General features: G+C 64.0%; 23 protein-coding genes. 8 read left to right on the plus strand and 15 right to left on the minus strand.

From position 1 onward, the window contains the following. Positions 1 to 222: 222 nt before the first annotated feature. Entirely contained in the window at positions 223 to 2,754 is a 2,532-nt protein-coding gene (locus ACP8ML_RS01530; RefSeq protein ID WP_486702999.1) for an ATP-dependent Clp protease ATP-binding subunit, read from the plus strand. A 64-nt stretch (positions 2,755 to 2,818) separates the two neighbouring features. On the opposite strand, the gene ACP8ML_RS01535 is transcribed toward ACP8ML_RS01530, so the two are convergent. The 3 genes from ACP8ML_RS01535 to ACP8ML_RS01545 are packed head-to-tail and all read right to left on the minus strand — an operon-like array spanning position 2,819 to position 5,591. Beyond that, positions 2,819 to 3,847, minus strand: a complete 1,029-nt coding sequence (locus ACP8ML_RS01535; RefSeq protein WP_486703000.1) for a DUF2891 family protein — start codon at positions 3,845 to 3,847, stop codon at positions 2,819 to 2,821. After that, a complete protein-coding gene (locus ACP8ML_RS01540) occupies positions 3,844 to 4,830 on the minus strand; it encodes a DUF979 domain-containing protein (protein ID WP_270236813.1) in 987 nt (328 codons plus the stop codon). The genes ACP8ML_RS01535 and ACP8ML_RS01540 overlap by 4 nt, the downstream gene beginning before the upstream one ends. Next, on the minus strand, positions 4,830 to 5,591 hold the full coding sequence (locus ACP8ML_RS01545; RefSeq protein WP_065674236.1) for a DUF969 domain-containing protein: 762 nt from the start codon (positions 5,589 to 5,591) through the stop codon (positions 4,830 to 4,832). The genes ACP8ML_RS01540 and ACP8ML_RS01545 overlap by 1 nt, the downstream gene beginning before the upstream one ends. 128 nt (positions 5,592 to 5,719) lie before the next feature. On the opposite strand from ACP8ML_RS01545, the gene ACP8ML_RS01550 reads away from it, so the two are divergent. The 6 genes from ACP8ML_RS01550 (at position 5,720) to ACP8ML_RS01575 (ending at position 11,401) form a co-directional block, all read left to right on the plus strand. Then, positions 5,720 to 6,490, plus strand: a complete 771-nt coding sequence (locus tag ACP8ML_RS01550; RefSeq protein ID WP_065674237.1) for a LamB/YcsF family protein — start codon at positions 5,720 to 5,722, stop codon at positions 6,488 to 6,490. Continuing rightward, a complete protein-coding gene (locus tag ACP8ML_RS01555) occupies positions 6,487 to 7,107 on the plus strand; it encodes a 5-oxoprolinase subunit B family protein (protein WP_252908273.1) in 621 nt (206 codons plus the stop codon). Before ACP8ML_RS01550 ends, ACP8ML_RS01555 begins: the two co-directional genes overlap by 4 nt. After that, the gene (locus ACP8ML_RS01560; protein WP_016666905.1) at positions 7,104 to 7,976 is read left to right on the plus strand and encodes a 5-oxoprolinase subunit C family protein; all 873 of its coding nucleotides are present in this window, start codon (positions 7,104 to 7,106) and stop codon (positions 7,974 to 7,976) included. The genes ACP8ML_RS01555 and ACP8ML_RS01560 overlap by 4 nt, the downstream gene beginning before the upstream one ends. A 71-nt stretch (positions 7,977 to 8,047) precedes the next feature. Continuing rightward, complete coding sequence (locus ACP8ML_RS01565) at positions 8,048 to 9,535, plus strand: DHA2 family efflux MFS transporter permease subunit (RefSeq protein WP_065674240.1); 1,488 nt, start codon at positions 8,048 to 8,050, stop codon at positions 9,533 to 9,535. Between the two features lie 67 nt (positions 9,536 to 9,602). Beyond that, on the plus strand, positions 9,603 to 10,502 hold the full coding sequence (locus tag ACP8ML_RS01570; protein WP_486703001.1) for a TIGR01777 family oxidoreductase: 900 nt from the start codon (positions 9,603 to 9,605) through the stop codon (positions 10,500 to 10,502). Further along, positions 10,499 to 11,401: a rhomboid family intramembrane serine protease gene (locus ACP8ML_RS01575; RefSeq protein ID WP_065674242.1), complete on the plus strand. Its 903-nt coding sequence runs from the start codon at positions 10,499 to 10,501 to the stop codon at positions 11,399 to 11,401. The genes ACP8ML_RS01570 and ACP8ML_RS01575 overlap by 4 nt, the downstream gene beginning before the upstream one ends. Position 11,402: 1 nt before the next feature. On the opposite strand, the gene ACP8ML_RS01580 is transcribed toward ACP8ML_RS01575, so the two are convergent. Together ACP8ML_RS01580 and ACP8ML_RS01585 are read right to left on the minus strand one after the other, a co-directional pair. Continuing rightward, positions 11,403 to 12,056 carry a response regulator gene (locus ACP8ML_RS01580; RefSeq protein ID WP_284950692.1) on the minus strand — a complete coding sequence of 218 codons (654 nt, stop codon included), beginning with the start codon at positions 12,054 to 12,056 and terminating at the stop codon, positions 11,403 to 11,405. Positions 12,057 to 12,101: 45 nt separating this feature from the next. Continuing rightward, positions 12,102 to 13,334: a sensor histidine kinase gene (locus ACP8ML_RS01585; RefSeq protein ID WP_065674243.1), complete on the minus strand. Its 1,233-nt coding sequence runs from the start codon at positions 13,332 to 13,334 to the stop codon at positions 12,102 to 12,104. Positions 13,335 to 13,494: 160 nt separating this feature from the next. Here ACP8ML_RS01585 and ACP8ML_RS01590 point away from each other — a divergent pair, with 160 nt between their 5' ends. Further along, the gene (locus tag ACP8ML_RS01590; RefSeq protein ID WP_016666911.1) at positions 13,495 to 14,022 is read left to right on the plus strand and encodes an FxLYD domain-containing protein; all 528 of its coding nucleotides are present in this window, start codon (positions 13,495 to 13,497) and stop codon (positions 14,020 to 14,022) included. A gap of 87 nt (positions 14,023 to 14,109) precedes the next feature. On the opposite strand, the gene ACP8ML_RS01595 is transcribed toward ACP8ML_RS01590, so the two are convergent. The 10 genes from ACP8ML_RS01595 to hemC form a co-directional block, all read right to left on the minus strand. After that, on the minus strand, positions 14,110 to 15,003 hold the full coding sequence (locus ACP8ML_RS01595) for a PRD domain-containing protein (protein WP_065674244.1): 894 nt from the start codon (positions 15,001 to 15,003) through the stop codon (positions 14,110 to 14,112). A 4-nt stretch (positions 15,004 to 15,007) separates the two neighbouring features. Continuing rightward, positions 15,008 to 15,481, minus strand: a complete 474-nt coding sequence (locus ACP8ML_RS01600) for a PTS sugar transporter subunit IIA (protein WP_065674245.1) — start codon at positions 15,479 to 15,481, stop codon at positions 15,008 to 15,010. A gap of 11 nt (positions 15,482 to 15,492) precedes the next feature. Further along, positions 15,493 to 17,031, minus strand: a complete 1,539-nt coding sequence (locus ACP8ML_RS01605; RefSeq protein ID WP_486703002.1) for a PTS transporter subunit EIIC — start codon at positions 17,029 to 17,031, stop codon at positions 15,493 to 15,495. 1 nt (position 17,032) lies between these two features. Further along, positions 17,033 to 17,749, minus strand: a complete 717-nt coding sequence (locus ACP8ML_RS01610; protein ID WP_065674247.1) for an N-acetylmannosamine-6-phosphate 2-epimerase — start codon at positions 17,747 to 17,749, stop codon at positions 17,033 to 17,035. 148 nt (positions 17,750 to 17,897) lie between these two features. Then, the gene (locus tag ACP8ML_RS01615; protein WP_249361263.1) at positions 17,898 to 18,425 is read right to left on the minus strand and encodes a nucleoside/nucleotide kinase family protein; all 528 of its coding nucleotides are present in this window, start codon (positions 18,423 to 18,425) and stop codon (positions 17,898 to 17,900) included. Positions 18,426 to 18,430: 5 nt separating this feature from the next. Further along, a complete protein-coding gene (locus tag ACP8ML_RS01620; RefSeq protein WP_065674249.1) occupies positions 18,431 to 19,306 on the minus strand; it encodes an HhH-GPD family protein in 876 nt (291 codons plus the stop codon). 13 nt (positions 19,307 to 19,319) lie between these two features. After that, positions 19,320 to 20,627: a glutamate-1-semialdehyde 2,1-aminomutase gene (gene hemL / locus ACP8ML_RS01625; protein WP_221268719.1), complete on the minus strand. Its 1,308-nt coding sequence runs from the start codon at positions 20,625 to 20,627 to the stop codon at positions 19,320 to 19,322. A gap of 47 nt (positions 20,628 to 20,674) precedes the next feature. Further along, positions 20,675 to 21,721, minus strand: coding sequence for a porphobilinogen synthase (gene hemB, locus ACP8ML_RS01630; protein WP_284950735.1), 1,047 nt, complete (start codon positions 21,719 to 21,721; stop codon positions 20,675 to 20,677). Between the two features lie 30 nt (positions 21,722 to 21,751). Beyond that, positions 21,752 to 22,477 (minus strand): uroporphyrinogen-III synthase, encoded by a 726-nt coding sequence (locus ACP8ML_RS01635; RefSeq protein ID WP_486703003.1) that lies wholly within the window; start codon positions 22,475 to 22,477, stop codon positions 21,752 to 21,754. Further along, positions 22,474 to 23,478 (minus strand): hydroxymethylbilane synthase, encoded by a 1,005-nt coding sequence (gene hemC / locus ACP8ML_RS01640; RefSeq protein WP_486703004.1) that lies wholly within the window; start codon positions 23,476 to 23,478, stop codon positions 22,474 to 22,476. Before hemC ends, ACP8ML_RS01635 begins: the two co-directional genes overlap by 4 nt. Positions 23,479 to 23,493 lie beyond the last annotated feature (15 nt).

Raw genomic sequence — 23,493 nt, forward strand, 5'->3', positions numbered from 1 at the left:
GACGCCGGAGCAGGAAGGCTCCGGCGTCGCGCTGTTCCACCCGGGTTGTGCCAGCGGCGTAAGTGGGTGTCTCAGATCTGTCGTCAGCGGTTATTAGACTGACTACACAGGCCGGCGGTCCAGTGCTGTCGGTTGGTTGCATGAAAGTTTCACGCGACCGCGAGTGGATCCGTACACCGGTGTTTTTCGGTGGTTGATCTGCTCCACATACGAGGAGAGTTCATGTTCGAACGGTTCACCGATCGGGCCCGCCGGGTCGTCGTCCTGGCCCAGGATGAGGCCAAGGCCCTGAACCACAATTACATCGGTACCGAGCACCTGCTGCTCGGGCTCATCAGTGAGGGCGAGGGCGTTGCCGCCAAGGCCCTCGAGTCCCTTGACATTTCCCTGGAGGCAGTCCGCGCCCAGGTGGAGGAGATCATAGGTCACGGCACCTCGACACCGACTGGCCACATCCCCTTCACCCCGCGCGCCAAGAAGGTCCTCGAGCTGAGTTTGCGCGAGGCCCTCCAGATGAATCACTCCTACATCGGTACCGAGCACATCCTGCTCGGCCTCATCCGTGAGGGAGAAGGCATCGCCGCGCAGGTGCTGATCCGCCTTGGCGCTGACCTCAACACAGTGCGCAACAGCGTCCTGCAATTGCTGCAGGGCTACCAGGGTGACGAGCGTCAGGCTGCCACCTCGGGCGCGCCTGAGGCTGGCCCGCAGCAGTCCTCGGCGACGATCCTCGATCAGTTCGGTCGTAACCTCACCGACGCCGCCCGTGACGGCGAGCTCGACCCGGTCATCGGGCGTGAGAAGGAGATCGAGCGGGTCATGGTGGTGTTGAGCCGCCGTACCAAGAACAACCCGGTTCTCATTGGTGAGCCTGGCGTCGGCAAGTCCGCCTGCGTGGAGGGTCTGGCCCAGGCCATTGTGCGTGGAGATGTCCCCGAGACCCTGCGCGACAAGAAGATCTACTCCCTGGACCTCGGCTCCATGGTCGCCGGATCGCGTTACCGCGGCGATTTCGAGGAGAGGATGAAGAAGGTCCTCAAGGAGATCAAGAACCGCGGCGACATCATCCTGTTCATCGACGAGATCCACACCCTCGTCGGTGCCGGCGCTGCCGAAGGCGCCATCGACGCCGCCAGCATGCTGAAGCCGATGCTGGCCCGCGGCGAGTTGCAGACCATCGGTGCGACGACCCTCGACGAGTACCGCAAGTACATCGAAAAGGATGCCGCCCTGGAGCGTCGTTTCCAGCCGATCCAGGTGGCTGAGCCGTCGATCCCGCTGGCCATCGAGATCCTCAAGGGCCTGCGCGACCGCTACGAGGCTCACCACAAGATCACCATCACGGACGAGGCCATCACCTCGGCGGCCAACCTTGCGGCCCGTTACATCCAGGACCGCTTCCTGCCTGATAAGGCCATTGATCTCATCGACGAGGCTGGCGCCCGGATGAACATCCGCCGTATGACGGCCCCGCCGGACCTGCGCGAGTTCGACGAGCGGATTGCCCACGTGCGCGTGGAGAAGGAAGCCGCCATCGACGCCCAGGACTTTGAACGTGCTGCCGGGCTGCGCGACGACGAGAAGAAGCTACTCGCCGAGCGTGAGGCCAAGGAGGAGGAGTGGAAGCAGGGAGACGAGTCGGTTCCGGCCGTCGTCGGTCCTGACGAGATCGCCGAGGTGCTCTCCGGAGCCACCGGCATCCCGGTCTTCAAGCTCACCGAGGAGGAGTCCCAGCGACTGCTTCACATGGAGGACGAGATCGGCAAGCGTTACGTCGGACAGGAGGACGCTGTCAAGGCGCTGTGCCGCTCCATCCGTCGTACCCGCGCCGGCCTCAAGGATCCGAAGCGTCCGGCTGGTTCGTTCATTTTCGCCGGCCCGTCCGGTGTCGGCAAGACCGAGCTCACCAAGGCGCTCACCGAGTTCCTCTTCGGTGACGAGGATGCCCTCATCGCCCTGGACATGAGCGAGTACTCCGAGAAGCACACCGCATCCCGGATGTTCGGTTCCCCGCCGGGATTCGTCGGTTATGAGGAGGGCGGCCAGCTCACCGAGAAGGTGCGCCGCAAGCCATTCAGCGTCATCCTCTTCGACGAGATCGAAAAGGCCCACCCCGACATCTTCAACTCCCTGTTGCAGATCCTCGACGAGGGACGTCTCACCGACGCCCAGGGTCGTGTGGTGGACTTCAAGAACACCGTCATCGTGCTGACGACCAACCTCGGTACCCGTGACATCTCCAAGTCGGTCAACCTTGGCTTCTCCAAGGCCAACGACGCCGAGTCCAGTTACGAGAAGATGAAGGCCAAGGTCACCGAGGAGCTCAAGGGACACTTCCGCCCCGAGTTCCTCAACCGTCTCGACGAGATCATCGTCTTCCACCAGCTCACCCAGTCTGACATCCTGCGGATTGTCGACCTCATGGTGGACCAGTTGGAGGAGCGTCTGGGCGACAAGGACATGGGCATCGAGGTCACCCCGGCCGCCAAGGAGCTGCTGTCCAAGCGTGGCTTCGACCCGCTGCTGGGTGCCCGTCCACTGCGTCGCACCATCCAGCGCGACATTGAGGACGTCCTGGCCGAGAAGATCCTCTTCGGCGAGGTCAAGCCCGGTCAGATCGTGGTTGTCGACGCCGCTCCGGAGGGTTCCGAGGAGCCGTTCGTGTTCAAGGGCACGGAGCGCTCCGAGCTTCCGGATGAGGTCCCTGAGGAGCTCACCTCGTCGGCAGGGGACAACAACGGTCAGCAGGACTGATCATTCGATCACAACACTGCGGCCCGGCGCTCGATGCGCCGGGCCGCAGTGTTGTGTGTGGGTCTCAGAGCTTGGCGAGTACCGCCTGGAGTGCGAAGGACACCAGCCAGTGGGTGGACATGAAGTCGCCGTCAGTGATTTGGGAGGCTACCTCGCTGATCTGACGATTAGTGGCCACCTCGATGCGGCGACGAGCGTCGTCGTCGAGCCATGGTGTCAGCACCCGCAGCTGCCAGGCCCGCGACAGGCTCAGCCCATACAGGTGGGCGAGCTTGCCGTCGGTGCCGTCGGTCACCTCGGCGACGTCCAACAGGTTGTCGTCAGCCTGTCCCAGATGCGGTAGGAAGGCATGCAGCCAGGTGCCAAACTCATCGGAGCGACCTTCGGCCCGGTAGACCCGCGCCATGAGGTGGGCTTCGCTCAACGCCGCCGACAAGAAGTCATTGCCGCTGGGCTCCCAGGACGACGGGTAGTCGGTGTCGGCGTCGAAGAAACGGTGGGAGTGCTTGACAATGGCATCGACGACGTCGCTACGTCCCAGGGCCTGGGCGGCATCGAGGCACAGGCCAATACCGAAAGCGGTGTTGTCGTGGGTTCCGGTGCGGACGGGGAAGGTCATCGTCGGCAGCCATGCCAGCAGGTTGTCGAAGATCTGGCGTCCGACGATCCGAGTCGCGGACGCCCACTCCGGCGAATTGCTCGCCATGGTGGCCAGCGCTGAACACTTGGCGGACAACAGTGCCGCCCATCCCCAGCCATAGGGACGCTCGTACCCGCGATGAACCCGCAGGTACTCCGCCTCCACCTGGGCATTCTCATTGGTCAGACGCGCATTGAGAAGGCCAACCAGCTCGTCAATGGTTGCGCAATCGATCGTCTGGTTTGCGTGCTCGAGCAAGGTGAGGGCCGACCACTGCATGTGTGCCGAGGAATGCCAGTCCAGACACCCATGAAAAAACGGATGGAGACGCCATGGCGTGACGTCGACGTCGTCCGGCCCTTGGGACTGGTGGGCTGAACCCCATGGGAAGGGCCGATTCAGGCCGTCAATGATCGTCGTGGCCCATCCTTGGGCGTAATCGTCAACGCTCACAGCAAACCTCCTGGGAAGCAGCACAGATACATGATGAGAATGTTGCAGAACAGCAGTGGAACAGCGGTGGGGATCTGCGCCTTGATAGGACCATAACTGTCATCAAGCTCAAGCAAAGCTGCCGGGACCAGATTGAAGTTCGCGGCCATCGGGGTGCACAAGGTGCCGCAGAATCCGGCCAACATACCCATCGCGAAGATGGCAGCCATATTGCCGTCGAAGTGCTGGATGAGTAGCGGCCACCCGACGGCAGCCGTCATCACCGGGAAGGCCGCGAAGGCGTTGCCCATGACGAGGGTGAACAAGGCCATGCCGATGCAGTAAACACAGACCGCTGCGAAGAGACTTCCGGACGGCAGGATCCACGACGTGATGCGTCCCACTGCGTCACCGACGCCGGCATTATTGAACAGGGTGCCCAGGGTCGCCAGGAACTGGGGCAGGATCGCCGCCCAACCGATGTGGCCGAGCAGCCGGTCGCCTTCCTTGAAGGGCACCATGGGGGAGCGTACTTTGAACATGATCATGGCGACGACGAGGGAGATCAGCGAAGCAGCTCCTAGACCGATGATGGTCGCCATGCCGGTTTCCAACACCGGATTTCCGCCGAAGGACAGGTCACGCATGCCGGCCACCGCGAAGATCGCGGCGACGATCGGAATGATGAGGGCGGGCACGAACAGTTTGTTGCCGAACCTCTCGGAGAGCTCCTCCCGCTCGGCGTCAGTAGTGGTCTCGTTGGAGCCGCGGCCCGGGAAGCCGCATGTCGCCAGTACTACCAGGAGGAGGACAGCGACGCCCTCCACGAGTGCCGGTGCCGTCTTGTCGACGACGAAGGTGCCGTAGCCGAAGCAGAAGGCCAGGATCGCCCAGAAGGCTGCTGATCCGAACCGCTTCCTGTCATCGCGATCGCGCATCCGGACGACGGCGATGATGAGGAAGAGAATTCCGCACAGCCAGTAGAACCATTCCACCTTGATCATTAGCGGACCCCCTGCTCAGGATTGCCGCCCGAAGGCAGACTGACGGTGTGGCCAGGCTCAGGAGTGGTGTCGACGCCGACGTCATCCCCTCCCTCGGCGGCCATCTTGGCGAGCTTGCGATCCAGCAGCCACATCCGTGGGGCATGGATGAGGAAGGCGCAGATAGCCGTCGGGATGGCCCACAGGGCGATCTGGAGGGCTTCGAGCTTGAGGTTGTAGGTGGCATCGACGAAGCCGGTGATGAGCAGGATCGACCCGATGGCGATGAAGACATCCTCACCGAAGAACAGCCCGATGGTGTCCGCCGAGGAGGCGTAGGAGCGCAGCTTCTCACGCATCTTGCGGGTGTAACGAGGGTGGTTGCGTCGCGCGGCGGCCTCAGCCATCGGCACGACGAGCGGGCGCACCGCCTGGGCTGGTCCACCGATGGACGACAGCCCCACTGCAGCGGTGATCTGGCGAACGGCGAGGTAGACGGTGAGGAGCTTCCCGGCCGTCATGGACTTCATCTTCGACATCAGACGGCCGGCCTGCTGCATGAGGCCGTGGCGCTCGAGCAATCCGATGACGGGCAGGACGACGATGAAGACCGTCACGGATCGAGAACTGGCAAATCCGGTGCCGAAGGTCTCAATGATCTTGACCGGCGACATGCCGGCAATGAGGCCGGCAGCGACACCGGCGACTGCGACCACGAGCATGGCGTTGAGCCGCAGCGCGAAGCCGACGACGACGATCGCCACGGCAAGCAGAACCCACATGGTTCGCTCCTCTCCTGGGTGTTTCTGGGGATTTTGTCGCGTCACTCTAGAGAGCGTGTCGGGAGTATTTCACGTCTCCATTGCCAGATCTGTCACGACGGCCAGGCAGATTGCGGCAATCTTGGGTCATGACAACTGTTGATCTCAATGCAGACATGGGGGAGTCCTTCGGGTCGTGGAAGATGGGTGACGACGAGTCTCTGCTGGGAATCGTCACCTCGGCAAACGTGGCCTGCGGGTTCCATGCCGGCGACGCCGTCGTCATGGGGCGGACTTGTGAGGCCGCCGCAGAACACGGGGTGTGCGTGGGAGCCCATGTCGCCTACCGGGACCTCGCCGGGTTCGGTCGCAATTTCATCGACGTCGACCCCGGACGGTTGCGGGACGAGGTCATCTACCAGTTGTCGGCGCTGCGCGGGGTTGCCGCGGTTCACGGCGCGTCGGTGCGCTACGTCAAGCCTCATGGCGCCTTGTACAACACGATCGTCCACCACGAGGCGCAGGCCAGAGCTGTCGTCGAGGCGATCGTCGCCGTCAATTCCGCCACGGATTCTGACGTGGCCATCCTCGGTCTGCCCGGCGCCCTCGTCCTCGACCTTGCCGAGCAGCAGGGGGTGCGAACCCTGCGTGAGGCCTTTGCTGATCGCGCCTACAACCCGGACGGCACCCTGGTGTCGCGTAGCCAGGAGGGATCGGTGTTGCACGACCCCGACGAGGTCGCCGAGCGGGTCGTCAAGCTCGTGACCCAGGGAGCGGTGACCGCCATCGATGGCACCGAGGTGAGTATCCAGGCCGATTCGGTGTGCGTCCACGGTGACACCCCGGGGGCTGTCGCGATGGCCACGGCGGTGCGCGATTGTCTTGCTGCTGCCGGTGTCGAGCTGCGGGCTGTCGCATGAGACTGCTGCCGGCCGGGCGGACGGCGGTTCTCGTCGAACTGGACGACGCCGGTCAGCGGCGGCGTCTGCATCGCGCCCTGAGCGACCACCCGGCTGAAGGGACGGTGGATCTCGTACCGGCCCAGACGACGGTGCTCGTCCAGGTGGAGTCCGCTGACCTGTTGCCGGGAGCCGTCGCCCATGTCCAAGACCTGCTCGCCGGGGGATTGGACGCTGTCGAGGAGGGATCGCGGGAGCCCCTCCCAGTGCCCGTGCGTTACGACGGACTCGATATGTCGGACGTGGCAGATCTGCTCGACATGACGACCGACGAGCTGGTGAAGCACCACAGCGACCAGCTGTGGACGGTGGAGTTCGCGGGATTCATGCCTGGGTTCGGGTATATGTCCGGGGTGGACTGGCCCTACCGGATTCCACGTCGCTCCAGCCCCCGAACCCGGATCCCACCGGGCAGTATCGCCCTGGCCGACGGATTCACCGGGGCTTATCCGCAAGCGTCACCGGGCGGTTGGCAGATCATCGGGACGACGGAGATGACGCTGTGGGACGAGAACGCTGACCCGCCGGCCCTGCTGTTGCCGGGTGCCGTCATCAAGTTCGAGGCGGTGACCTCATGACTCACTTCGTCGTGGAGATGGCCGGGCCCAGAACCCTCGTCGAGGATGCTGGACGTCGAGGATGGGCCGATCTGGGGATCAGTGGCTGCGGGGCGTGGGATCGTCGCGCCTATCGGGAGGGAGCTCGTCTCGTCGGTAACGCAGCCGGTCTCGGGTGCCTGGAAGTTCTGCTCGGTCCAGTGCGTCTGACGTGCATCGGAGAGCCTGTTCTTGTTGCTGCGACAGGGGCAGACGTCGAGATTGATCTGGATGGATCACCACGTCCCAATGGCCGTGGATTCCTCGTCGCCGATGGTCAGACGCTGACGGTCGGTGCGCCGGAAACGGGATTACGGAGTTATCTGTCCGTCACCGGAGGCATCAGTGCGACGCCGACCTTCGCCAGCGTCTCGGCCGACCCGACCCGAGGGATGGGACCAGCCCCGCTCAAGACGGGAGACGTCGTCACCGTTGGGGATGGGCCAGCCGGCGTCATCACTACGAAGCCTGTCAACGTCGGTCCCGCGCCACAAGAACTCATCCTCCACGGCGTATGGGGCCCGCGCGACGACTGGTTCACTGACGCTGGCCGACGCGCGCTCGAGGAGACGACATGGCGGGTCGGAGAGGCGAGCGACCGCGTCGGGACGCGGCTGGAAGGGCCGTCCCTGGAGCGAGCAGTGACGGGGGAGTTGACGAGTGAGCCGGTGGTGCGAGGAGCGATCCAGGTGCCCACCTCGGGTGTGCCCCTGGTCTTCGGCCCGGATCATCCGACGACCGGTGGGTACCCAGTCATCGGGGTTGTCGACCCCGACGACGCAGACCGTCTTGCCCAGGCTCGAGCCGGGGTCGTCGTGAGGTTTCGGATGTCATCGCAGCCGTGGCGATGACACGTTCCCGGGGTAATCCGCCGGGGTATCATCGGCCCTTGCCCTAACCTCTTCGCCCCCTAGGAGACCTCTTGTCGTCCGAGCAATCGCCAGTCGTGGACGTCGATCGCCTTGCCCGGGACCGGGATGGAAATGTCGTCACCGAGAAGCAGGCATGGAGCGCTCTGTGGGCCCTCCTCGTGGGCTTCTTCATGATCCTCGTTGACACGTCTATCGTCACGACCGCACTGCCAGCGACCATCCGCGCCCTCAACGCCAATCTCAACCACGGCGTGTGGATCACCAGTGTCTATCTGCTCACCTACGCCGTCCCGCTGCTGATCACCGGACGTATGGGCGACCGGTGGGGCCCGCGTCGCATGTACCTCATTGGCATGCTCGTCTTCGGAGTTTCCTCGCTGGCTTGTGGTCTCTCCCCGACGATCGAGGCTCTCATCGCCGCTCGTGCGGTTCAGGGAATCGGTGCTGCCCTCATGACCCCGCAGTCCCTGTCGATGATCACCCGACTCTTCCCACCGGAAAAGCGCGGCGCCGCCATGGGCCTGTGGGGAGCCACGGCAGGTGTGGCCAGCTTCGTCGGCCCGGTCCTCGGCGGCATTCTCGTCGACACCCTGGGATGGGAGTGGATCTTCTTCGTCAACGTCCCGGTCACCATCATCGGGCTGTGGCTGGCCATCCGGAACGTCCCCGCCCTGGAGACTCATGGTCACGCCTTCGACTGGTTGGGCGTCATCCTGTCGGGTATCGGCATGACCCTGCTCGTCTTCGGTATTCAGGAGGGTGAGCAGTACAACTGGGGGACGATTACCGGCATCATTTCCGTACCCTTGCTCGTCATCCTCGGCGTGGTTTTCATGGTGCTCTTCGTGGTCTCCCAGACCGAATGGGCGCAGGCCCATCTGCATGCTCACGCCAGCGACTTCGAACCACTGGTTCCGCTGCGTCTGTTCACCAAGCGCAACTTCACCCTCGCCAATATCGCGATCTTCCTGGTCGGCATGCTCGTGACTGCCTACTTCATGCCGACCACTGTGTACCTGCAGAACGTGCGTGGCAAGTCCCCGACGATCGCCGCCCTGCTGCTCATCCCCACCGCCGTCTTCTCCGGTGCGCTGTCTCCGGTGGTTGGACGGGTGCTCCAGCGCCGCTCGTCGGGGCGAATGGCCACCATCGGCGTGGCTCTCTACGTGATTGCCTCGATTGGATGGTGGCTGTTCATGGTGCCGTCAACTGGGGTGTGGGTCTTCCTGCTGCTGTCGGTCGTCGCCGGTATCGGTTCGGCCATGATGTGGAGCCCGATCTCGCTGGTGGGCACTGACGATCTCGGTCAGGCTGACGCCGGAGCCGGTTCAGGAGTCTTCAATACGACTCGTCAGGTCGGTTCGGCCCTTGGCTCGGCCCTCATTGCCATGATGATGGACGCCCGAATCATGGCCCGCCATGACCTGGGGCGAGGGCTCGGCGAGTCGATGTTCATCACCATCATCGCCGGCATGATCTGCGTCATCGTCTGTGCCTTCTTCGCGAACTTCCAGCGTTCATCTCAGCACAATTCCTGACGACAATCCTGTGTGAGGCAGGTGGACGTCGCCGGGGTGCCTTTCGCCCGCCCCGTAGGATGACCACATGAAGATTGCCATCGGAGGGTTTGCCGGTCTCATCGGCACAGCGCTGGTTCAGCGGCTGCGCAAGGAAGGCCACGACGTCGTCACACTGACTCGTCACGAACCCATCCAACCCTCCGACCGCAGGTGGGACCTCGACACCTTGTCCATCGCCCCGCCATTCCTCGACGACGTCGACGCTGTGGTGAATCTGGCTGGAGCTCCCATCGCCGGGGGACGCTGGACCGATGAACGCAAGACCCGCATCTTGGCCTCACGCATCGACTCCACTCGTCTCATCGTGCGAGCCCTGGCATCCTCGCCACGCTGCCGGATTTTCATCAACGGATCGGCCGTTGGCTATTACGGCCCTCGTGGCGATGAATGGCTCGACGAGAATGACCCCGCTGGCGAAGGGTTCCTGGCCGAGGTCTGCCAGCGGTGGGAAGCAGCCGCGTGCGCCGCTCCCGAGGGAGTGCGAGGGGCAACCCTGCGTACCGGTCACGTCATGAGCTCGTTCGGCGGCATCCTCGGCAAGGAGCGCCCACTCTTCCGGCTCGGCTTGGGCGGCAAGATCGGTGACGGCAGCCAGTACATGTCGTGGATCAGCCTTCATGACCATGTGTCGGCCATGGTGCGGATCCTCACTGACGATTCCATCAGTGGACCGGTCAACCTCGTCGGACCGAATCCATGCACCAATGCCGAGTTCACGAAAACCCTGGCCAAGGCGATGCACCGGCCGTCAGTGCTGCCTTTCCCGACCCCGGCGGCGAAGATGATCGTCGGGTCCCAGCTCGTCGATGAGGCGCTGTGCTCCGGGCAGAGGGTCAAGCCCGCCAAACTCCTTGATCACGGATTCGAGTTCCGCGACACCTCCATCACCGAGTCAATCACCTCAGCACTTGCAGGACGCCGATGAGCCATAACAACCAACGTCCCGACAATTTTTCCCGCCCAGACGAGTGGGGTTCATGGGCGGACGAGCCGAAACATGACGAGTCCTCCTGGGCACCTTCGCAGCCAGATTCCGGGCAGGCAGAAAGGACGTCGAGACCGGAGTCCGAGCCGTATCGCTCGGCGGAGGTCGATCCCTCGTGGGAGGCGCCCTCGGCGTCGTACCAGCAGGCAGCTCCCAGGCCTGTTGCCCGCGTGAAACGACGCAGTGACCTCCCGGTGGTGACGTGGACCCTCATCGGCGTCTGTTTCCTGGTGTGGGCCGGGGAGTGGGTCAGCCCTCAGATCCGCGACGCCGTCGTCCTGGCGCCCATCCAGGGGTTCCACGAGCCCTGGCGATTCGTCACATCGATGTTCGGGCACGCGCTGAGCATCCTCCACATCGGCTTCAACATGTACGCCCTGTGGGCCTTGGGGCGGTCGCTGGAGCCCTTCCTGGGACGAGCCCGGTTTCTCGCCGCCTACCTGATGTCCGGTCTGGGCGGGGGAGTGTTGTTCTGCCTGATGGCCTCCCCACATGGTGACGGGAGGTTCCTGCCGAACATGAATGACGGCGTCGTCGGCGCATCCGGCGCGATTTTCGGCCTGTTCGGAGTGCTGCTCATCGTGCAGCGCAGGCTCGGGGCGTCGACCCGAGACCTGTGGATCGTGCTGGCCATCAACGCGGCACTGCTGTTGTTCATCTCCGGGATCGCATGGCAGGCCCACCTGGGCGGATTCGTCGTCGGGCTGGCGTGCGGAGTCATCTTCTTCGAGGACCCCAAGCGCATTCAGGCCGGTAAGTCCCCGCAGACGTGGCCGAGGATGGCAATGCTTCTGGGTGTGCTCGTCATCCTGGTACTGCTGAAGTACTACGTGTTTTGAGCTAATCGAGTAGGCCGGCTCGCTCTACGAGGACGGCTATTTGGACCCTGTTCGACATGTCAAGTTTGGCTTGGATGTTTGCCAAGTGGGACTTGACGGTGCCTGCAGCCAGATAGAGGCGTTCGCCGATCTCAGCGTTCGACAACCCTCGGGCCGCTTCAATGGCGATGTCGCGCTCCCGGTCGGTCAGTTGGGAGAGCTGTTTGGCGGCCGCACGACGCCGGCGACGGGACGGATCGGTGCGCACGGTGTCGAGAAGTTGCTTGGTGCTGCGCGCTGACAGCACAGCGTCTCCCGCGGCAGCAGCCTTGATGGCCGTGGTGATCTCCTGTGGAGAGGCGGACTTGAGAAGGAATCCTGAGGCTCCGGCATTGATCGACGACATGACGGCATTGTCGACATCCCAGGTCGTCAGGACAACAATCTGAGGAGGCTGCGGATCGGCGCGGAGTGTTGCCGTGGCCGTCACGCCGTCCATTCCGGGCATACGCAGATCCATGAGGACGACATCTGGTCGTAATTCACGTGCCATGCGGATGGCGTCCCGGCCGTCTCCCGCTTGCCCCAGGATCGTGATGGCGTCGTCATGGCCGACGATTGTCGACACAGCACTGCGTGCCAACGGATCGTCATCGGCGAGGAGAACGGTAACCACTCAATGCATGGTATTGCAGGAACTCCCACGTCAGGCGTCGCAGGGTCAAGAAGCGTTGCGCCACGGGATCGTAACGGTGACTGAAAACATCCCGTTTTCCTCAGTTCGACACACGGTGCCGTCGAGCAACTTGACCCGTTCACTGATGCCAGAGAGTCCACGTCCAGAGCCTTCGCCGCGCCCGCCTTCTACGATCGGGTTCGAGCATTCGATGCGGACTCCGTCGGCCGGTGAAGCGTGCACCTTGAGAGCGGCAGTTGTTCCTGGCGCGTGGTTGGCGGTGTTTGTCAGCAGCTCCTGGACGGTCCGGTACACAGCCCGAGAGAGGGCAGGATCAGCAGAGTCTCCCTCGGAAACGTAAATTGATGCCGTGATCGGCTGACCGGCGCCAAAAGTGTCCTCGACGACCTCGGCGAGTTTTGACAACGGAAGATCCGGCGCCGGCGTCATGGGCTCGGAGAGCAAGGAGAGCAAGGACCTCAGCTCAGACATCGCCTTGCCCGCCGATTCGCGCAGCGTCTTGGCGCTCTCCACGTGGTCAGTGCCGTCAAGCTTGGTCTCCAAAGATGCGGCCTGCAGTGAGATGAGGGACAGCGAATGCCCCAGTGAGTCGTGAACTTCTTGGGCAATCTTTTCCCGCTCTTGACGGCGTGAAACCTCATCATCGAGCCGGGCCACGCGTTGGTGAGCTGCAGACAAGTCCCGGCCCGTGACGATGACTTCACGACGCGAACGGCGGATGAGCCCAGCACCTATCCCGATGATGAGAAACGTCGCTGCACCAAGAAGGGCCGTCAGGATAGAAGTTGTGTTGCGGGCCTCCAGTGAGTTGTTCGCCTGAAATATCGACGCCGTCACTGACGCCCCGATGGGTTGGGCTCGACCGTCAACAATGACGTCGATGACGGTTGTCACAGCGACCAGAGCGGTGCACCACCATGTCGCGGGACCACGCCGTCGGCCGAGCAGGGCTGCCAGGGCAATGAGAGCAGGTACCGTCCCAATGGGCAGGATCACGGCGCCGAGCGCAGCAGCGATCGTCAATCCGAAGGGGATGCGGTGACGCCAGACCAAGGCCGTTGCCAGGGCGATGTCCAGGATCAGCGCAACGATGACCACTGCGGCGTCAATGTCGGTTCCCGCCGGAGTCCCAGCCCGAAACCCTGCCGGTGAGAACACGATGCAGATCAGGCCACCAAAGGCACTGATCAGGGCCAGAAGAATGGTCCGCCATACCGCTGGACGGCTGTCGCGGCCGACCTTCTGGAATTTGAACACGGCAGCTATGTTACGGAGTTGGGCTCTACTCGTGGCACCGCCGTTCGGGAGAGGCGATGGGGCCGATCGACAGAGGCGGTCCTGGCCGTCCGGGTGATGTGGGGACGGGGCCTGCGGCGGTGGACTTGATGCATCAATCGAAAACACCTCAGGAGTGATCGTGACCGACACCAATTGGCCGAACCAGTCTCAACCCCAGCCACCGCAGGCCCCACAGCCCAAGCCGAAGAAGCCGATCTACAAGCGCGTGTGGTTCTGGCTGCTCGTCATCGTCGCTCTCTTGCTCGCCTTTGGCGCGATGGGCGGCGGTGACGACGGTTCCGATGCCAAGACGGATACCGCCGCGTCCAGTGAAGCCAAGTCGACCGACAAGGCAGCGAAGAAGGCGGACGAGAAGAAGGCCGAGGATGCGAAGCCGACCGAACGTCTCGTCCTGGAGAAGGGCTACAAGTTCACGACTGATGACTTCTCCCCAATGGTGAAGGGCACAGTTACGAACAATTCAGACAAGCCTGTGAAGGTCGCCGTGATGATTACCTTCAACGCCTATGACGACTCGGGGGCCAACGTCGGAACCTGCACGGATTCGACGGAGAGTATCGACGCCAACGGAAAGTGGAAGTTCAAGGCCTTGTGCGACACCGACGACGTCGCAAAGGTCAAGTTCAAGGACCTGTCGGGATTCTGATCCCGTCCTCGTGGTGCCGGTGGCGGCCTCTCGCAAGAGAGGCCGCCACCGCCATTCCGCCAGATCCACAACGACACTGGCCAGAGGTCAACCATCCACAACCGTCACCTCGCCGTAAAGGCGTGTGGTGTGCAGTGCGATGTAGTTGACCTCGGCTTTCGTCAGGTCGTCGCCGATCGCCGTCGAGATGTGCTCGGCCACCGTAAGAGCCGCCGAGGTGGCCTCCGGGTAGCGATCCGACATGAGACCCATGATGTCCAGGTCGATGTGGGAGAGCTGCTTGTTGTCTGCGGCTCGCGCGAATAGGTAACGAAGATGCGTGACGAACCGTGATGCGCTCATGGAGGACCGGTCAATCTGGACCTGCCAGAGATTCTCGAGTTCGGTGAAGACCTCGGAGATCGCTTGAGTCATCGTCACGGTGCGCGACACACTCTTGCCATCCCACTGGTGGTTGATGAAGTGCAGCGCGAACGCCGCCCATTCCTCGGGTTGCAGATGGATGCCGAGAGCACCGTCGACGATCTCGACGGCCCGGTGACCCAGGCGCGCCTCGTCGGGGTACAACTGCTGAACCTCCCAAGTCAGGGGAAAGTCGATGACGCTTCCCTGCTCTGCTCGGTGTACTGCCGCGACGAGGTGATCGAGCACCGGCAGCATCATGCGTTGGGCGTTCGGGATCCCCAGTTCCTCCTGAGCCAGCTCGACGATCGCCTGCGCCACCCGCACCTGGGTGTGAGTGGCGTTGGATAGGAGTGAGGCGATCGCAGCCGTTCGGTAGGTGCCCTCCGCCAGGTATCGCTGGGCCGACGAGGCGTCGACGACCTCCCCGCGGTGCCGACCGAAGCCGATACCGCGGGCGTTGACGACCATCTCCGTGCCGGAGCGGTCGACGCCGAGAAGAACATTGTTGTTGTAAACCTTCTTGACGACGACCTGCTCGGGACCGAGCTCGGTCAGGGAGTGTTCCAGGGGAGGCACTGCGTCATCCTGTGGTGATGGTCAGCACCGCCGCCGGATCGTCGCTGCGCTCGGAGACGGTGAAGTCGGACCCATTCGTGATGACCACCGGAGAGACCATTGACGGCACCCGCGGCTTGACGGCGTCAAGGTCGACGGTCAGGAGCGGGGTGCCAGCGGTGACGGCATCACCTTCCTTGACATGGGCGGTGAACCCCTCACCCTTGAGCTCGACGGTGTCGATGCCGATGTGGACGAGGACCTCGGCGCCATTGTCGGCTTTGAGACCGACGGCGTGCAGAGTCGGGGCCACCAGCGTGACCTCGCCGTCGATGGGAGAGGTGAACTCTCCCGAGGTCGGGTCAACCGCGAACCCGGGGCCCATGTGCTGGCCGGCGAAGACTGGGTCTGGAACGTCCGTGATGTCCAGAATGGTTCCCGAGACGGGCACTGCGACCTTCAGGGTTTCGTCCTTGTGGCGCTTGTGGAAGAGGGACATGTTGATGCCTTTCAGTCGTCGATTCCGAGCTGGGCGTTGATGGCGTTCTTGTAAAGGATGGCCTTCGCACCATAGACAGCTTGGACGCCTCCGCCGACCTCGAAGACCTCGGTCGCTCCCAAATTCTTGAGCTTAGCCTTGTCGACCTGATCAGCCGCCTTCACCGAGACGCGCAGGCGTGTGATGCATGCATCGACATCCTCGATGTTCTCAGGGCCACCCAGGGCGGCGATGACCTGCGTCGCCCCCTCCTCAATACCGTCATTTCGTCTCTCGGACTTCTCGGCGGGATCGTCGGTCGACTTGCCGCCGGTCGGTGCCGCGGCCGCCATGGTGTCCTCGAGGTGTCCCGGGGTCGCGATCTTGAACTTCTTGATGAAGAACATGAACGAGAAGTAGTAGATGGCGAACCAGATGGCTCCGATCGGCAGGACGTACAACCAGTGTGTCTTGGACTCGCCCTGCAGGACGCCGAACAGCAGGTAGTCGATTGCGCCACCGGAGAAGGTGTTGCCGATGCGGATGTTCATGAGGTCGGCGACGAGGAAGGAGATGCCATCCAGGACGGAGTGGAACACGTAGAGCAGGGGAGCCACGAAGAGGAACATGTACTCGATCGGCTCGGTTATTCCCGTCAGGAAGGAGGTGAAGGCCACCGAGGCGAACAGGCCGGTGTACTTGGCGCGACGTCCCTTCGGCACGCACTGCCACATCGCCAGACACGCGCCCGGCAGACCGAACATCATGGTCGCGAAGCGACCTGCGAAGTACTTGGTCGAATGGGTGAACAGCCCGACGTGGTTCGGGTCAGCAAGCTGAGCGAAGAAGATCTTCTGCGCGCCAACGGCAGTCTGCCCGGCGACGACCTCAGAACCACCCAGAGGGGTGTACCAGAACATCGGGTAAATCATGTGGTGCAGACCAACGGCGCCTGCCAGACGCATCAGGAAGCCGTAGAAGAAGGTTCCGATGACTCCCCATCCGGCGATCGCGGTGCCGGCCGACATCATTCCGGCCTGGACCGGCGGCCATACCAGGAAGAAAAATGCGCCAATGATGATTCCGGCGAAGGCTGTGACGATCGGGACGAAGCGCGAGCCGCCGAAGAAGCCGAGGAAGGCTGGCAGCTCAATGTTGTGGTAACGGTTGTGGAGCCACACGGCGACGGCACCGATGACGAGTGAACCGATGACGCCGGTGTCAATCGTCCGGTCGGGGTTGCTCGAGAGGGAGACGAGCGCCTTGGTGGTGGCTGTCATGACGAGGAAGCCGGTGATACCGGCGAGGGCTGCGGTTCCCTTGTCTCGTTTCGCCAAGCCGATACACAAGCCGATCGACAGCAGCAGAGCGAGGTTCTCGAAGATGACACTTCCAGCAGCGCTCATCACCTGGAAGATGTCTTGGAGGATCGGATTGCCGAGAGCGGGGTAACTCTTGACGGTGGTGGGGTTGGACAACGCACCACCAATACCCAGCAACAGACCTGCCGCTGGGAGGATGGCGATCGGCAGCATGAAGGCCTTGCCGATCTTCTGCAGGGTCTTGAACATGTCAGTTCTCCGTGGGTGTGTGGGCGACGCGGGCACGGATCGCGTCGACGAAGCGGGCACAGATTTGGGCGGGACGGGTGATCGCGCCGCCGACGACGACAGCGTGGGCTCCGCAGTTGAGGGCGTCGACCGCCAGGTCAGGGGTTGAGATGTTGCCCTCCGCGATGACGGGGATGGACAGGTCCGCAGCGAGACGACGCACCAGCTCGAGGTTGGGCGCGGGTGAGTTCGCAGAGGCGGCGGTGTAACCGGAGAGGGTGGTTCCGACCAGGTCGACTCCGCACTTCGCGGCCATGACTGCTTCGTCATAGGTGGAGATGTCGGCCATCAGGACGGCGGTGGGATGGGCCTTGCGAATCTGAGCGATGAGGTCGGGCGTGGAGACATCATTTGGATGGACGCGGTCGGTGGCGTCGAAGGCGAGGATGTCGGCTCCGGCGGACAGGACCGCCTCGACGTCGTCAAGGGTCGGGGTGATGTAGGGCTCGTAACCGTCGTATTCCCTCTTTAGCAGGCCGATCACCGGCAATGGGACGGCTGCCCGGATCTCCTTGATGTCGCGGACCGAATTGGCGCGAATACCGACGGCTCCCGACTGAGCAGCTGCCCTTGCGAACAGAGGCATGACGCCACCGTCCTCGCAATACATGGGTTCGCCAGGTAACGCCTGGCAGGAGACGACGAGCCCCTTTTCCAGGGCCTGCACCACTGGATTCATGAATACCTCCGGCAATGTGAGATACCGGCGTGGACACACTCGTGCCCGCCGGTGGATCAGGTATTGCCGAAAGTCACAAGCCTGAGATCCATGAAATGTTGCTGGAACCCTAACACAGCCCTGGTGGAGCGCTGCGGGGTGGGGTGAGTCACTGGGCGACGGCTGTCAGATCCACCACGACGTCAGCGAGCTGCTCGGGGTGGTGACGGACTTGATGCAGCCTCTCCTGGACGGCCCACATCGCCCACGAGTCGACGAAGAATTCGTCACGACCTAGGGCGCGGTCGCGTCGGGTTTTGTAGGGGCAGGAACACCACACCGTCATCGAGGCGTGCTTGGCGTTCGCCGGGGTGAGAACCCCACACCCCTCAATGACAAGGGGACTACGAGCGTCGAGGATGATCTCTTCGGCAAAGCGATGCTGGTACCAGTCCCACTGTTGATAGCGATTCTTGACGATGAGTTCGCTCAAATCCCACGCCGCTGACAACCCGGTCCAGCCGGGGTAGAGGTCGTCGCCATGGACGATCTGGGCCTGCGGGCAGAGCCTCGTGACGCGCTCGCCAAGGGTCGTCTTCCCCGAACCCGACCCGCCGTCAATGAGCACGACCGCCCGCCCCGATGCGGCGTCGATGTGTTCGGCAATGGCCTGGGCGGCGGCAGCACTTCTCGCGATCGTATTCACAGCGTCACCAACTCCCCGCTGCGGTGCACCAGACCGTCGTCAAGCAAAGATGTCAGGCAACGTGACGCCTGGTCAGATTCCGGCCAGGCTGACAGGGCCACATCAACCCTGACGCCGTGCGGACTGTTGCGGACGACGTCCATGATCACCCCGCGACACTGACGGTCCGTCCCCTTCCACGGCTGTCCGCGACGGGCCGGGGCGTTGTCGGGCTTGCCGTCAGCCACCCACCGGCATCGGGCATTGATCGGGCAGACCTCGCACTGTGGTGAACGAGCCGTGCACACCAGCGCTCCCAGCTCCATGGAGGCCACTGCCCACTTCGCGGCTGTGCCGTCCTCCTCGGGAACCAGTGCGTCGGCGACGACCCGTTCGGCCTTCGTCACCGAGGTCGGACAGTTCGCGATTCCGGACTCCGCGCGTGCAATGACGCGACGCACGTTGGTGTCCAGCACGGTTGCGCGCCCTCTGAAGGCGAAAGACACCACCGCGGCAGCCGTGTAGTCGCCGATACCCGGCAGGGCGATGAGCTCGTCGTAGGTGCTGGGCACGACCCCGCCGTGCTCGGTGGCGATGGCAACCGCGCAGGCGTGCAGACGGAGCGCGCGACGGGGGTACCCCAAACGTCCCCACGCGGCGACGGCGGCACCGGACTCCTCCTCGGCCAGATCGTCCGGAGTCGGCCAACGATTCATCCACTCATGCCACGGACCAATGACTCGCGACACAGGTGTTTGCTGGCTCATCACCTCGCTGACGAGCACTCCCCACGGCGAGGTCTCCGGTCGACGCCACGGCAGGTCCCGTCCCTGCACGTCGAACCAGTCGCAGACCGTCTCGACGGCCCGCGGAGTCAGCCCGGTTTCAGGCACGGATCAGCCGATCTCAGCCGATGACCTTGGCTGCGGCCTCGGCAGCCTTCGGCAGGGCCTTGCAAAAAACCTCGAAGGCCTCGTCGTCATGGGCGTCGGAGAGGAACCAAGCCTCGAAGCAGGACGGCGGCAGGTTGACCCCGGCGTTCAACATGGCGTGGAAGAAGGCGGTGTAGGCATCGGCGTTCTGGGACTTGGAATCCTCGTAGTCGCGTACCGGTTCCTCGACCCCGAGGAACACGCTGAAGAGGTTCCCGGCGGTCTGCAGACGGTAGGAGACGCCAGCCGCGTCGAGGGCAGCAGCCAGCTCGCCTCGCCACTGCTCGGAGCGCGCATCGAGACGCTGGTACACCCCGGCGTCAGCCAGTTGCAGGGTCTTGACGCCGGCGACGGTGGCCAGCGGGTTACCTGACAGGGTCCCGGCCTGGTAGACGGGGCCGGTCGGCGCCAGCAGGTCCATGATCTCGGCGCGCCCGCCCAAGGCAGCCAGCGGCATCCCGCCGCCGACAACCTTGCCGAAGGTGAAGATGTCGGGGGCGAAGTTCTCGCCGGACTGCTGCTGCAAACCCCAGAATCCCGACGCGCTGCACCGGAATCCGGTGAGCACCTCGTCGACGATCATGAGGGCGCCGTGCTCCTTGGTGAGGCGACGGATCGTCGCATTGAAGCCGGGCTCGGGCGGGACGACGCCCATGTTGGCCGGGCAGGACTCGACGATCACCGCAGCGATCTGGTCGCCACGCTCGGAGAACACGTCCTCAAGGGCTTTGACGTCGTTGTAGCTCACCACGATGGTGTCGGCAGTCGAGGCGGCCGGAACACCCGCCGAACCGGGCAGACCGGCCGTCGCCACCCCCGAACCCGCTGCGGCGAGCAGGGCGTCGGAGTGACCGTGGTAGTTGCCGGCGAACTTGATGATGACGTCGCGGCCGGTGGCACCACGGGCCAGTCGAACCGCAGTCATCGTCGCTTCAGTACCTGTCGAGACGAAGCGCACCTTCTCCACCGGGGCCATCCGCTCGATGATCGCATCGGCCAGTTCGGTCTCGGTACGGGTTGGCGCGCCAAAGGACAGTCCCTTCGACGCGGCGTCCTGGACGGCAGAGACGACCTCGGGACGGGCATGCCCCAACAGGGCCGGACCCCAGGTGCACACCAGGTCCACGTATCGGGTGCCTTCGGCGTCCCAGATCCACGGGCCCTGGGCCCTCTCGATGAAGCGGGGAACCCCGCCCACCGATCCGTAAGCCCGCACCGGGGAATCCACCCCGCCGGGAATGACGGCCTGGGCGGCGGAGAACAGTTCGGCGTTGGAGGTCATTTCTTCCTTCCGGTGTTTGGGCTTGTGGCGGGCTTGATCACCAAGGATCAGAAGGCCTCGCGGAACATTTGTGCGGCCTCGATGGCCCAGTAGGTCAGGACGAGATCGGCACCCGCGCGCACGATCGATGTCAGGGATTCGTTGATGCAGCGGCGACGGTCGATCCAACCGTTGGCGGCAGCGGCCTCGAGCATCGCGTACTCGCCGGACACCTGGTAGGCGGCCACCGGCACCTGGGAGACTTCGGCGACGTCGGCCAGCACGTCCAGGTAGTGAGAGGCGGGTTTGACCATGACGAGATCGGCACCCTCGGCCAGGTCGAGCAGGGTCTCGCGCATGCCTTCACGACGGTTCGACGGGTCCTGCTGGTAGGACTTGCGGTCACCCTGGAGGGAGCAGTCCACGGCGTCGCGGAAGGGCCCGAAGAAGGCAGATGCGTACTTGGCCGAGTAGGCCATGATCGACACGTCGGTGAACTCCTCGCGGTCCAGGGCGTCGCGGATGACGGCGATCTGGCCGTCCATCATTCCCGACGGGGACACCATGTGCGCTCCGGCGCGGGCCTGGGACACCGCCATCGCGGCGTAGAGCGGCAGGGTGGAGTCGTTGTCGACGCGGCCGTCAGGAGTCAGCGCACCACAATGGCCATGATCGGTGAACTCATCCAGACAGGTGTCGGCACAGATGACGAGGTCGTCACCAACAGCCTCGCGCACCGCAGAGATACCGGCATTGAGGATTCCGTTGGGGTCCCAGGCCTGGGAACCGATCTCGTCCTTGTGCTCGGGAATACCGAACAGGTCGATACCGCCGATGCCGGCCTCGGCGGCCTTGGTGGCGAGTTCCTTGATGGACTCGATGGAGTGCTGGTATTGGCCAGGTAGACTTGTGATCTCGACAGGGGAGTCGATGCCCTCCTTGACGAAGACCGGCAGCATGAGCTGGGCCGGGGCGACCCGAGTCTCCGCGACCATGCGTCGCATCGCAGGGGTGGTACGCAGCCGACGCGGGCGGGAAACCGGGCGAAGGCCCTCGGGCAGCGGCTTGACGCCGGCCATGCGGGGATCGCTGGAATCAGGCAGGTACAGGTTCATGATCATCTTCCTTCTTAAACAGGTCGTCGATCAGGCGACCAGGGACTCGACCGCCTCGAGGACGGCCTCCGGGGTGGGGGAGGAGGCCACCGCGTCTGCCGGGTGGCCGAGGTCCTCGAGTGTCTTTGCGGTGGGCTTGCCCAGCGCGATGAGCTTCTGACGGCGCCATCCCAACGGTTCGACGAGGTCGATCAGGGCACGTCCCACCGAGGATGCAGTGACGACGACGAACCCGACCGACGGCCAGGACTGGGCGATCACCTGGGGCAGTTCCTCAACGGCAGCGGTGGTGTACACCTCGAGCCGGTTGACGGTGCAACCGGCCCTCGTCAGTCCTTCGGGGACGGTGTCGGCGGCCAGTTTCGAGACCGGGAGTAGGACGTTCGTGGCACCACCCGGCCATTCGGCGACCAGACCGGCTCCGCTGTGGTCCTCCGGCACGAAGTCGACGCCAGTACTGCGCTTCTCCAGGGCCCTCGCAGTAGCTGCGCCCACGGCTGCCACCTTGATGTCAGGGTTCGGCACTGGATCGGGCAGCAGCCCGACGGTGGTCTTCGAGGTGACGACCAGCCAGTCGGCCTGCCACAGGTCGGCCTCGGAGAGCCTATCGGCGTCCGGGAGCTCGACGGTCCGGGTCAGCGCCTTGTGGATGACCCCGTAACCGGCCTGCTTCAAGGTCGTCACGAATTTGTCGTGGGAGTCGTCACGGGGGACGACGACTGGGGGTTTGATGAGATCAGCAGGGTTCGTGGTCATCGAGTGCTTCCTGAGGCCTTGAGGTCTGCGACATCGGCGGCGCCGTCGTCCAGCAGCTCCTCGGCGGCCGTCACTCCCAGGGTATGCGCCGCGGCCAGTGCCGGCTCGACCTCCTCAGGCAATTCGACGCTCACCTGTTCCCGAATGGTGCGCGACCCGTTGACCGCAGCCACAACGACGTCCAGGGTCAACACGTCTGGGGACCTCCCGGGGGTCGGCGTGAGATGGGCCAACGCGCCGATCGGGGCGGCGCACCCGGCCCCCAGATGGGACAGCACGGCTCGCTCGGCGGTGGCCGACAGTCGCGTGCCGTGGTCGTCGATTCTGGCGAGGGCCTTGGCGAGCTTGCCGTGATGCACATCGGCGGTCCGACACTCGACGGCCAGGGCTCCCTGGGCCGGAGCCGGCAGCACGACCGACGGGTCGAGAAGCTCGGTGATGACGTCACTGTGACCCAGACGAGCAAGCCCTGAGGCAGCCAGCACGACGGCGTCGAGGTCCTCCTTGCCGCTGTCCTTGGCGTAGTGACCCAGACCCTTGACCCGGCCCAGACGGGTATCGACGTTGCCGCGGATGTCGACGATCGTCAGGTCCGGTCGCACCGCCAACAGCTGGGCCACTCGCCGCGGCGAACCGGTTCCGACGCTGGCCCGCTGCGGCAACTCACCGAGGGTGAGACCGTCATGAGCCACCAGGGCGTCGCGCGGATCCTCGCGAACAGGGACGGCACCAATCGCCAGTCCGAGCGGGCGTCCGGTCGGCAGGTCCTTGAAGGAGTGGACGGCGATGTCGGCTGAGCCCTCCAGCAGGGCAGTGCGGATCGCCGAGGCGAACACCCCGATGCCACCCATCGACGCCAGGGAGGCCGTCGAGGTGTCACCGTGGGTGGTGATCGTCGCCAGATCGACGTCGAGCCCCTGTGATCTCAGCAGCTCTGCGACCATCTCGGATTGAGTGGTTGCCAGGGTGCTGGCACGGGTTCCCAGACGGATTGAAGACATGTCCTCCATTGTGGC

The sequence above is a fragment of the Cutibacterium sp. LaCa_255 genome (assembly GCF_057458005.1).